This is a genomic window from Streptomyces sp. 147326 (assembly GCF_045000215.1).
Classification (GTDB): Bacteria; Actinomycetota; Actinomycetes; order Streptomycetales; family Streptomycetaceae; genus Streptomyces.
Map to the genome: position 1 here is coordinate 2,276,884 of NZ_CP134201.1, position 10,984 is coordinate 2,287,867.

The 10,984-nt window shown below is 71.2% G+C and carries 8 protein-coding genes; 3 read left to right on the forward strand and 5 right to left on the reverse strand.

From position 1 onward, the window contains the following. Positions 1 to 545 precede the first annotated feature (545 nt). The 3 genes from RIU97_RS10140 to RIU97_RS10150 all read left to right on the forward strand — a co-directional run bounded on the left by RIU97_RS10140 (position 546) and on the right by RIU97_RS10150 (position 2,504). Positions 546 to 860, forward strand: coding sequence for a hypothetical protein (locus RIU97_RS10140; RefSeq protein WP_404955382.1), 315 nt, complete (start codon positions 546 to 548; stop codon positions 858 to 860). Next, entirely contained in the window at positions 853 to 1,752 is a 900-nt protein-coding gene (locus tag RIU97_RS10145; protein ID WP_404955384.1) for a hypothetical protein, read from the forward strand. The genes RIU97_RS10140 and RIU97_RS10145 overlap by 8 nt, the downstream gene beginning before the upstream one ends. Before the next feature lie 494 nt (positions 1,753 to 2,246). Further along, on the forward strand, positions 2,247 to 2,504 hold the full coding sequence (locus RIU97_RS10150) for a hypothetical protein (RefSeq protein WP_404955386.1): 258 nt from the start codon (positions 2,247 to 2,249) through the stop codon (positions 2,502 to 2,504). Positions 2,505 to 2,663: 159 nt separating this feature from the next. On the opposite strand, the gene RIU97_RS10155 is transcribed toward RIU97_RS10150, so the two are convergent. From RIU97_RS10155 to RIU97_RS10175, 5 genes are all read right to left on the reverse strand, one after another. Further along, the gene (locus RIU97_RS10155) at positions 2,664 to 3,923 is read right to left on the reverse strand and encodes a cytochrome P450 (protein ID WP_404955389.1); all 1,260 of its coding nucleotides are present in this window, start codon (positions 3,921 to 3,923) and stop codon (positions 2,664 to 2,666) included. Between the two features lie 89 nt (positions 3,924 to 4,012). Further along, positions 4,013 to 7,174 carry a non-ribosomal peptide synthetase gene (locus RIU97_RS10160; RefSeq protein WP_404955391.1) on the reverse strand — a complete coding sequence of 1,054 codons (3,162 nt, stop codon included), beginning with the start codon at positions 7,172 to 7,174 and terminating at the stop codon, positions 4,013 to 4,015. Then, complete coding sequence (locus RIU97_RS10165; RefSeq protein WP_404955393.1) at positions 7,171 to 8,379, reverse strand: NAD(P)/FAD-dependent oxidoreductase; 1,209 nt, start codon at positions 8,377 to 8,379, stop codon at positions 7,171 to 7,173. The genes RIU97_RS10160 and RIU97_RS10165 overlap by 4 nt, the downstream gene beginning before the upstream one ends. Before the next feature lie 131 nt (positions 8,380 to 8,510). Next, complete coding sequence (locus tag RIU97_RS10170; protein ID WP_404955395.1) at positions 8,511 to 9,704, reverse strand: cytochrome P450; 1,194 nt, start codon at positions 9,702 to 9,704, stop codon at positions 8,511 to 8,513. A 46-nt stretch (positions 9,705 to 9,750) separates the two neighbouring features. Next, the gene (locus RIU97_RS10175; protein ID WP_404955398.1) at positions 9,751 to 10,983 is read right to left on the reverse strand and encodes a cytochrome P450; all 1,233 of its coding nucleotides are present in this window, start codon (positions 10,981 to 10,983) and stop codon (positions 9,751 to 9,753) included. Position 10,984 lies beyond the last annotated feature (1 nt).

Sequence of the window (10,984 nt, forward strand, 5' to 3'; positions counted from 1 at the left end):
TGCAACCTGTGCCTACTGTGGCAGAGATCAGCACGATCCACAGGAGGATGTTTCCCACGGCTGGTCCTTTCGAAGGCTGATGATGCAAGGGAAGGGGCACACACGACCGGAGCCCCGGCGATCGTCGGGCATAACGCAGGGGCATATGCAGAGTTGCGCCCTCCCTGCCGATTGCAGCCATGCGCAGCCAATCGGCCCAGCGTTGGCATCTCAGTCTTTCAACTGATGATCAGTCGGCGACCGGGGCGGCCGGACGAGAGGGACATGCCGGAGGGCGGCCCGTGGCGGGAGTGGATACGTGTGACCCGTCCGCCGTCGCGGCGGACCGGATGTCAGGGGTGAGGGTCCGATGGACCCGGGACCCGGGACCCGCTCCAGCCTGCCGCTCATCGCTCCTTGAGCTGCGGCGCGGCGGCGCGGCAGGGCGCCGCTACCGAACTCTTGTTGTGTTTGCAGAACCGATAAACGGCAGGAAACACCTGTTCATTTGCCACCATCACCCGGATGGCGCACACCCTGACCAACGCCGATAGCGTTTATGGAATATGACAACAGCAAAGCTCCCCGTCTTCTTCCGCAAGCCTGCGGAAGAAGACGGACAGGGAGGCAGCTTTCACGCCGGGGCCACCCGGATCGGAAAGTGGACTTTCACCCCACGCGCAACCGGATGCAGCGAGGCCAGGAACGCAACCCTGGAACACGAGAGCCTGGAGATCGATCTGAGCTACTCGTCCTCGATCTTTGAGGACTTCCTCCATACGATGAGCGTGCTCCAGGTCGAGTTCGACCGGAGGTCGGGAAGCACCGCACCGTCCACGGCGCCCGTCGACGAGCACTCGGGCGGCAACTCCTGTGTTTGAGCCGTACGGATACCCAGACATCCACGGCCCCCACCCTCAGCCGGACACCCCCGCGTTCTGGCGCCGGCCGGACCACGTACAGCAGCACTGCCCCGGGCAACCGCTCGGCGGGCCCGGTGAGCCGGCCCGGCCGTGGGACCCTGCGGAAGAGCTCGCCATCCTTCTCCAGGAGAGCGCGCTGCCCGGGCAGCCGGAGGCCTGCAGCCGCGTCGGCTTCGACGACGCCGGTGACACGGTCAGCGCCCTCGGCCTCGTAGCGGGGCTGAAGCACACGCCTGCCGAGCGGCCGCTCAAGCAGGCCTCCAGCGGGCACCGCCGGAGCCCGTCGAAGTCGCCGGTCGTGACCCTGCTGCGAACGGGCAGCCTGTTCACCGCCTTGCTGGTCGCCGTCATCGCCGCCGTGGTGAGCATCCTCAGCGGGCTGGCCATCTGTGACGCCCTGCGCCACAGCGCCGGACTCCATACGGCCCGCGAAGTGGTCGGCTGGTGGCCCCTGCTGATCTACGGCCCCTGGATGGTCGCCTCCCTGTCCATCCTCAGATCCGCGCTGCACCAGCGCCGCGCGCTGCATTCGTGGTCCATCGTGCTGCTGTTCTCCACCCTGGCCACGCTTCTGTGCGTGGCCCAGGCGCCCAGAACGATCGCTGCCGCGACCTCGTCCGCACTTCCCGCGGTGGCGGCGCTGGCCTGCTTCCAGCAGCTGGTCCGCCAGATCACCCTCACGCGCCCGCCCCGCCAAGCTGCGCCACGGCACCGGACCCCGCCCACCTCGGTGCTCGGGCAGGCGGCCACGGCCGGGCGCGGCCAGGAGGGCGTCCCTCCCCGCTACTCCGTGGCGGAGGAGGCCGTCCGCTCTGCGTCCAGCGGACGTGGATTGGGGTACGGCGCATGACGGCCGTACGCCTGCGGCGGTGTCATCTGCAACGCAGGTCAGAGCTGCGGTCCTCGGCTTGGACAGTGGGTCGCGGGGTTCCCGGGTCGTGTGCTCGGCGCGGGTCGGTGAGCTCCCGCGAGACGGGCGCCGACGGACCGCGACGCGAGAGGGCCGAGCATTCCGTGGGCGGCGACCGCGAAGAGCGGGGGCGGTGACAGCCGCTAACTTCCTTGACAACCCACTCCTTCCCCACGCGTCACAAAAGTGCTCGCCTGCACCTTTGAAACGAAGATCGAAACCGATAGTCACGGGCCGTGCACAGACTCGGCCCGACGGTCCGTGTCCTTGTCCCCTCGCACCGCGGCCAGGGCCCGCGGCGCGCACGGGAGCCGTGTGCCCGGGCGCTGCGCACCGGGCCGGGGCCACCCCTCGACGGACCGGACCGGGCCGAACCGGATCCACGACGCGCTCCGGCGCGTCACCTCCCACGTCTACCACGAGAGATCACCAGCATGGCGTACGAAATGTCCCACCTCGAACGAACCAGGTACAAGCGGCACCAGGATTCCGCCTACCAGGCCGGCGAAGAGGCCGTCACCAACCTCCAGGCGGCGCTCGCGCTCGCGGACCTGACCCTTCCCTCCCTGTCCAACGACGGGCCGGTGGCCGGCCACGGCTTCGTCCGGCTCGGAGGCTGCAACGCGGACTTCGCCAACCGGCTCGCCGAGGTCATCGCTGCAGGGGCCGACGCTCTGCAGTGCCAACGGTGAACAGCCGCACGGCAATCGTCGTCAACGTGTCACGCCCGCATCGGGAGCGGTGCGAGGGTGACGGCTGCCCGGCAGGGCGGGGCCCTGTCGTGCCGGGGGCGGTGCCCCGCCACTGCTTCTAGCGGTTGGAGCACCGTTCCGCGATGTTCCGGACGGCCATCAGGCCGAGCGTTCGCCGGTGAGGCGGACCTTCAGGGTGGCATGGCCGTTGGCGAAGTTGGAGAAGAGCCGGGTGGGCGGGGCGAGCAGCTCGATGTCGGCGACCCGCGTGCGCAGCGACTCCAGCATGGAGATCATGTGGACACGGCCCAGGTAGGCGCCGAGGCAGAAGTGCGGTCCGTGGCCGAAGCTGACGTGCTTGTTGGGCGTGCGCGCCAGGTCGAAGGTGTACGGGTCGGCGAAGACGTCCTCGTCGAAGTTGGCCGAGCTGTTCCACAGGGTGACGATCTCACCGGCCTTGACGACGTGGTCGCGGATCGGGATGTCCACCAGGGCGTGCCGGCCGAAGTGCATGGTCGGCGTGGTCCAGCGCATGACCTCCTCGGTGGCGCTCTCCAGGGTGACCTCCGCGTTCTTCAGCCGGCGCCACTGGTCCTCGTACTGGCTGAAGGCGTGGACGATGCCGGAGGCGGTGGCCCGGCTCGACTCGTCGCCGCCCAGGATCAGGCTGTAGGCGTTGTAGATGATCTCCTCCTCGCTGAGCGGCTCGCCGTCGATCGTGGCGGTGGCCAGCGTGCTGAGGACGTCCTCGCCGGGATTGCGGCGGCGCTCGGCCATCAGGCCGGAGATGTAGAGCACGATCTCGTTGCGCGCCATCAGCGAGACCTCTTCGCCGTCGTCGGCGCTGTACCGCGACAGGGTCTGGGCGTTCCAGTCCACGAGCTGCTCGCGGTCCTCGGCGGGGATGCCCATGAGGTCGCCGATGCTGTGGATGGGGATCCGGTCGGCGACGGCGGTGACGAAGTCCACCTCACCCTGCTCGACGGCCTCGGAGACGAGGCGGTCGGTGAGCTTCTGGACGTTCTCCACGACCGGGGCCAGGACGCGCGGCGAGAAGGACTTCATCATCAGGTTGCGGATCTCGCGGTGGCGCGGGCCGTCGGTGACGGCGAGCATCTTGCCCGCGGCGGAGTCCTCGCCGAGCAGCAGGGTGCTCAGCACGTTGCCCTGCTCGGAGGTGTACCGCTTGTTGTCGCGGTAGGCGGTCATGATGTCGTCGTACTTGGTGAGGACCCAGAATCCGGGCTTGCCGTCCCGGGCCGCGTGCCAGAAGACCGGGTTGTGCGCCCGGAAGGGCCGCCACAGCTGGTGCGGGTCGTTGTCCTCGAAGGTCTGCGGGTCGGTCAGGTCGTAGGCGGCCGGATCGGCCAGGGCCGCCGGGTCGGCGAGGTCGGCCGCCGGCAGGGTGGGGGCAGTCATCGGTATGTCTCCTCCAGGGCCGCGGACCCGGAGGTCCGCGGCACGGTAAAGGTCTTCGACGGAGGTGGGCAGGGGGCGGGCGGAGGGCCTCAGGCGGCTTCCGCCGCCACCGCGGTGGTGGCGAGTTCGGCGATCGTCTGCTTGCGGAACACGTCCTTGGCGGAGATCACCAGCCCCGCCTTCTTCGCCCGGGCGACCACCCTGATGCCGAGGATGGAGTCCCCGCCCAGCTCGTAGAAGTTGTCGGTGACGCCGACGGCCGGGATGCCGAGCACGTCGGACCAGATCTGGGCGAGCAGCCGCTCGGTGCCCGTACGGGGCTCCCGGGCACCCGCGGGGGCGGCGGCGTGCTCCGGTGCGGGCAGGGCCTTGCGGTCGACCTTGCCGCTCGGGGTCAGCGGGAACCGTTCCAGGCACACGAGCGCGGACGGCACCATGTGGACGGGCAGCCGGGCGGAGACGAACTCCCGCAGCTCTGCCGGCTGCGGGCGGTGTCCCGCGGCGGCGGGGGTCACGTAGCCGACGAGGCGCTTGTGCTCTCCGTCGGCCAGGGCCAGGACCAGCGCCACCCCGACCTCGGGGTGCTGCTGCAGGACGAGTTCGATCTCGCCGGGCTCGATGCGGTAGCCGCGGACCTTGACCTGGTGGTCGGCGCGGCCCACGTACTCGATGACGCCGGCGCTGGTCCAGCGCACCAGGTCGCCGGTGCGGTACATCCGGTGGTCCGGGGCCTCGCCGTGCGGGTTGTCGAGGAAGCGGTCCGCGGTCAGTCCGGGCCGGTTGAGGTAGCCCTGGGCGACGCCCGGGCCGGCGATGAACAGTTCGCCGGCCACCCCGATCGGAGCCGGCCGCAGCTGCTCGTCGAGCACGTACGCGGTGGTGTTCGCGACGGCGCGGCCGATCGGGACGGGCATGTTCTCGTCGGCCTCGCGGATGAGGTGCCAGGTGCCGAGGACGGCGGTCTCGGTGGGTCCGTAGAGGTTCACGAGCCGCTGCGGCGGCGCGGCCGCCAGCACCTCGGCGACGCGGACGGAGTTGGCCGCCTCGCCGCCGAAGAGCACGTGGCGCAGCGCCCCGAAGGCGTACGGGTCGGCGGCGGCGATCTGGTTGAAGACGGCGGTGGTCACGAACAGGGTCGTGACGCCGCCCCGGCGCAGTGCGGCGGTGAGCTCCGCCGGATCCAGCAGCGTGTCCTTGTCGATGACGACCATCCGGCTGCCCGCCAGCAGGGGGCCCCAGATCTCGAGGGTGGCCGCGTCGAAGGTGACGTCCGAGCCCTGGGCCATGACGTCGTCCGGGCCCAGCGACACCCAGTCGGCGTTGCGGAACAGCCGGACGACGGAGCGGTGTCCGATGACGGCGCCCTTGGGCGCGCCGGTGGAGCCCGACGTGTACATGATGTACGCGGGGTCGTCGGCGGTGACCAGGACGGCCGGGGCCCCGGACCGCTGGGCGGCGAGGGCCTCGTCCTGCTCGTCCAGGGAGATCATCCGCGTTCCGTCGGACGGCAGCTTGCCGGTCAGCCAGGACTCGGTGAGGCACAGCGGCACTTGTGCGTCGGAGAGCATGAAGCTCAGCCGGTCCCCAGGGTAGTCGGGGTTCAGCGGCAGGTAGGCGCAGCCCGCCTTCAGGACGCCGAGCAGCGCGGTGATGAGCTCGGGGCCGCGGGGCAGGCAGACGGCGATGAACGTGCCGGGCCGGACCCCGTCGGCGACGAGCAGGCGGGCCAGCCGGTTCGCGCGGGCGTCCAGCTCGGCGTAGGTCAGCGTCTCCAGTCCGGCGCTGACGGCCACGGCGTCGGGGCGCAGGCGCGCCTGTTCGGCGACGAGCTCGTGGACGCAGCTCTCGGAGGGGAACTCGGCCCGGTTGACGGCCCATTCGGTGGTGAGGAGGCGCAGCTCCTCCTCGTCGGCGAGCGGCAGTCCGTCCACGGCGGTGGCCGGGGCGGCCGCGGCGGCGCCGAGCAGCACGGAGAGGTGGCGGGCCAGCACCTCGACGGTGACCGCGTCGAAGAGGGCACCGTCGTACTCCAGCGCGCCGGCCAGCTCGCCCGTGCCGGTCTCGGTGAACTCGACGGTGATGTCGTACTCGGCGGGCACGCCGGGCGCGGGGAAGGCCTGTACGGCGAGTCCCGGCGCCTGCACCGGCCCGGCCGCCCCTGCGGCGGCGCGCAGCACCACCATCACCTGTACGTCGGGGGTGTCGCCGGCGTCCTTGCCCTCGCCCAGGGCGGTGCGGACCTGCTCGAAGGGCACGTCCTGGTGGGCGGCTGCCTCGGCGAGGGTGGCGCAGGTCTGCGCCAGCAGCTCGGTGAACGGCGCCTCGGAGCGTACGCGGGCGCGCAGCAGGAGCGTGTTGTCGAACGCCCCGACCAGGCCGTCGAGCACCGGCTGGGGGCGGCCGTCCGCCAGGGTGCCCAGGGCCAGGTCCTCCTGGCCGGTGTGCCGGGAGAACAGCACCTGGCAGGCGGCGAAGAGGCCGGCGAACAGCGTGCCGCCGTGTGCCTCGGCCGCCGCGGTGAGGCCCTTCGCGGCCCCGGCCGGTATCCGGAACTCGTGGCGGGCGGCGGCCGCGCTGCGGGCCCGGGAGCGGGGCCGGTCGGTGGGCAGCCGCAGAGCGGGCAGGCCGGCGAGGTGGCCGCGCCAGTGCTCCAGCTGCGCGGCGAGTCCGGCCTCGGTGACGCGTGCGCGCTGCTCGGCCGCGTACTGCGCGTAGCGGACCGGGAGTTCGGGCAGCCGGGCGGCCTCGCCGGACACGGCGGCCGCGTACAGCTCGGTCAGCTCGGCGATGACGAGCGCCCGGGAGCGGGCGTCCACGGCGATGCGGTGGGCGCTCAGCACCAGTACGTGCTCGTCGGCGCCGAGACGGACCAGGAGGGAGCGCAGCAGCGGGCCGGAGGCGAGGTCGTACGGCCTGGCGGCCAGTTCCGCGATGCGGGCGTCGAGCCCGCGGCTGCGCTCCGGTGCGGCCAGCGCCGCCAGGTCGGCGGACTCCAGCTCCAGCGGCCCGGCCGGCCAGACCTTCTGCACGGGCCGGCCGCCGGCCTCGGTGAACGTGGTGCGCAGCGGCTCGTGCCGGGCCGCCAGGAGCCGCAGGGCCCCGGTGAGTTCGGCCCGCTCGAGGGTGCCGGTCAGCCGGAGCGCGATGACCGGGTGGTGACCGTACGCCCCCTCCTGCCGGTGTCCGGACCGGATGAGCTCCTGCCCGAAGGTGAGCGGCAGCCGGTCGTTCCCGGTGGTCCCGTCGGTCATCCCTTCATTCCTTCCATGTCCATCTCTTCCATCAGGTCGAGCAGTTCGGGGGTGACGAATTCGTCGATCGGGCAGACACCGGACAGTGTGGAGAAGTACCGGTCCGTCAGTTCGCGGCTGGTGGCGATGGCGCGCAGCAGGTCCAGGTGGTGGGCGGGCGGGTCCAGCCGGGCCGTCTTGAGGGTGGCGCGGTATTCGGGCGTGAGGGCCTCCATCCGCTGTTCGGCGTAGGTGTCGAGGGCCGTCCGCAGCCGGCCGGGGTCGTGGAGGCCGTCGGCGATGCAGTCCGCGAGCAGCTGGGCCTGGTAGAAGCCGTCGGTGATGCCGCGCGCGGTGATCGAGTCCTTGTGGTGGGCGGCGTCGCCGACGAGCACCCAGCCGGGCCCGGCGGCCCGCCGGAAGAAGTTGCGCTGGTCGCCGGTGCCGTAGACGCGTTCCAGGCGGGCGCCGCCCGCCATTTCCTCCCGCAGTTCGGGGGCGGTCTTCTCCACGTTGGTGAGCAGGGCGTTCAGCGCGTCGCCGCGCACGCTGTGGAACTGCTCCTGGGGGAGGTAGCCGGCGACGAGCGTCGCCCCGTCGTTGGTCGGCACGGTGCCGACCCAGTGCCCGGGGGTGTCGTACAGCCTGAATCCGGGCTGGAGGCCGGACCAGTAGGAGTAGTAGGCGCACGTCGAGGTGGGGTCCTCGACGACGAGCGGGGCGCCGGCCTTCGCCGCGACGGTGGAGCGCATGCCGTCGGCGCCGACGACGAGGGTGGCCCGCTCGACGGTGCCGGTGGAGCCGAGCCGGACGCCGACGACGCGGTCGCCGTCGAAGACGAGGTCGCTCACCGAGCAGTTCTCGCGGAATTCGACGCCCGCGTCGACGGCGCCCTGCGCGAGGATCGGGTCGAGCAGGTAGCGGCGGGGCGCGTAGGCGGCGCGCTGCCCGTCGGCGGCCCAGGAGCAGCCGTCGAGGCGGATGTCGCCGTGGGTGTAGCGGACGTGGTCGAGGGCGGGGGTGCCGGTGGCCACCACCGCGGGCAGCAGGCCCCACCGGGCGAGGGCGGCGACGCCGGGCTGATGGATGTAGAGCGTGGAGAGGGTGTCCTTGGGGAAGGTGCCGCGCTCGACCATGAGCACCCGGTAGCCGGCGCGCGCGAGCAGCATCGCGGCCGGAGCCCCGGCGCACCGGGCGCCGACCACAATCACGTCGTAGTGGGTCAAGAGATGCTCCTTGTCCTGCGCCGGCCGCGGTGGCCGGTGTCGTCGTGCCCAGTGGAGACCGCCCGTGAGGCACACGCCGGCGCGCTGCCGGCGTATGCCTCACGGGGTGGAGTGGGGGGGTACGGGGGGGGCTAGTTCACCCGGATCGGCAGCTTCCAGACCCCGGTGAACTCCGGGGACGTGAGGAACGTCGGCTTGTCGTCCGGGTCCACCCGCAGCTTCGGGAAGCGGTCGAACAGGATGTTCATGGCGATCCGGCCCTCCAGCCGCGCGAGCGGGGCGCCGAGGCAGAAGTGGATGCCCCGGCCGAAGCCGATCTGCGGGTTGGGATTGCGGGCCGGGTCGAAGACGTCCGGGTTCTCGAACACCCGGGCGTCCCGGTTGGCAGCCGAGAACCAGACCTCCAGGACGTCGCCCTCGGGCACCTTGACCCCGGCGATCTCCACGTCGCGCGTGGTGACCCGGTAGCCCGCGGCGAGCGGGCTCAGGTAGCGCAGCGACTCCTCCAGCAGGGTGGGCACCAGCGACCGGTCCTTCCGCACCCGTTCGTCGACGTCCGGGAAGGCGTCCAGGCACAGGATGGTGTTGCCCAGCAGCATGGTGGTGGTGATGTGGCCGGCCGAGATCAGCAGATTGGCGAAGTTGACGATCTGCCGGTCGGTGAGCCGCTCCCCGTCGACCTCCGCCTCGACGAGCCGGGACAGGAGGTCCTCCTGCGGCTCGGCGCGGCGCTGGGTGACCAGGTCGAGGATGTAGAAGCCCATCGCCATGGCCGCTTCGGCCTGGGTGTCGAGGGACTCCTCCTGCGCCTTGTCGCCCTGGTGCGTGGTGAGCTGGGTGCTCGCCATGAGCGACTGGTCGGCCCATTCCTTGAGGAGCTCGCGGTCCTCGCGGGGGATGCCGAGCATGTCGCAGATGACGATCACGGGCAGCGGGTAGGCCAGTGCCTCCGCGAGGTCGAAGGTGTCGCCCTTGACCTCGTCGAGCAGCTCGTGGGTCAGCGCGGTGATGCGCGATTCGAGCTCGGCCACCATCTTCAGGGTGAAGGTGCGGCTCACCAGCTTGCGCAGCTTCTGGTGCTCCGGCGGGTCCGCCTGGGTCAGGTTCCCGTCGAAGGCGACCTCGGCCTGTTCGGGGCTGACGTAGCGCGCGGCCACCTCGGAGGAGTACGTCGCGGGATCGCTGAGGATCTCGAGCGTCTCCGGGTACCCGTAGACGTGCCACATCCCGACCTCGGGGTCGTACTCGATCGGCGCCTCGGGCTGGATCCCGCGCAGCCAGAAATGCCGTGGATGCATCTCCCACTTGTCGAGGGGGCTGGTCATCGGACTTCTCCTTCGGTGGCCCGGTCACGGGCCGCGGGTCGGCGCCTCATCGGACGAGGAGCGGGAGCTCCGAGGTCGAGATGACGTGGGGCAGCGGCAGGAAGGTCGGCGGGTTGTCCGGGTCCGTCCGCATCTTCGGGAAGCGGTCCAGCAGGATGTCCGTCGCGATCCGGCCCTCCATCCGGGCCAGCGGGGCGCCGAGGCAGAAGTGGATGCCCCGGCCGAAGCCGATGTGCGGATTGGGGTCGCGGTACGGGTCGAACAGGTGCGGGCGGGTGAACTGGCGCTCGTCCCGGTTGGCCGCCGACAGCGAGATGGCGACCAGCTGCCCCGGGTGCACCTTGACGCCGGCGAGCTCGCCCTCGGCGACGCAGGCCTTGTAGGCCGTCGCGATCGGGCTCAGGTAGCGCAGCGACTCCTCGATCAGACCGGGGGTGAGGTCCGGGTTCCCGCGTACGGCGGCCAGGTGCTCCGGGTAGGCGTCCAGGCACAGCAGGGTGTTGCCGAGCAGTGCGCTGGTGGTGGCGTGGCCGACGACGAGCAGCTCGTTGGCGAAGTTCACCACCGCGTTGTCGCTGAGCCGCTCCCCGTCGACCTCCGCCTCCACCAGCTTGGTCAGCAGGTCCTCGCGCGGCTTGAGCCGGCGCTCGGCGGCGTGCTCCCGCAGGTACTGGAACATCTCCGGGACCACGCGCATGGCGGCCTGGGCGTCGACGTCCTCGTCCAGGTCCCGGTCGCCGGAGGTGAGGGCGACCGCGCTGTGGGCCATCCGGTCGACCCACGTCTTGAACAGGTCGCGGTCGCTCTGCGGTACGCCGAGCAGCTCGGAGATGACGATGATCGGCATCGGGTAGGCGAGGTCGTCGACCATCTCGATGCTGTCCTGGCCGTCCACCGCGTCGAGCAGTTCGTGGGTGATCTCGACCATCCGCGGCTCCAGCGCCGCGACCATCCCCCGGGTGAACGCCTTGCTGATGATCTTGCGCAGCTTGGTGTGGTCCGGCGGGTCGGACTGCAGCAGGGTGCCGTCGCTGAACTCGGGGTCGATCTCCACGTCGCCCGCGATCAGTTCGGCGACGTCGCTGGAGAACGTCCCCGGGTTGCCGACGACCTCCAGCACCTCCTTGTACCCGTACACGTTGACGATGCCGTAGTCGTTGACCTCGACCGGCTGCTCGGGCTTGTGGCCGCGCAGCCAGAAGAACTCCGGATTGATGCCCATGCGGTCGACGAAGGCCGCCGCTTCCTTCGCGTCCGCGCCGGCGGATGTCCCGGTCATG

Excerpts from the sequence above, each read along its gene's own strand:
- RIU97_RS10170 (WP_404955395.1), bottom strand. The coding sequence starts at position 9,704 with ATGACCAGCCCCCTCGACAAGTGGGAGATGCATCCACGGCATTTCTGG.
- RIU97_RS10150 (WP_404955386.1), top strand. The coding sequence starts at position 2,247 with ATGGCGTACGAAATGTCCCACCTCGAACGAACCAGGTACAAGCGGCAC.
- RIU97_RS10160 (WP_404955391.1), bottom strand. The coding sequence starts at position 7,174 with ATGACCGACGGGACCACCGGGAACGACCGGCTGCCGCTCACCTTCGGG.
- RIU97_RS10155 (WP_404955389.1), bottom strand. The coding sequence starts at position 3,923 with ATGACTGCCCCCACCCTGCCGGCGGCCGACCTCGCCGACCCGGCGGCC.
- RIU97_RS10175 (WP_404955398.1), bottom strand. The coding sequence starts at position 10,983 with ATGACCGGGACATCCGCCGGCGCGGACGCGAAGGAAGCGGCGGCCTTC.
- RIU97_RS10140 (WP_404955382.1), top strand. The coding sequence starts at position 546 with ATGACAACAGCAAAGCTCCCCGTCTTCTTCCGCAAGCCTGCGGAAGAA.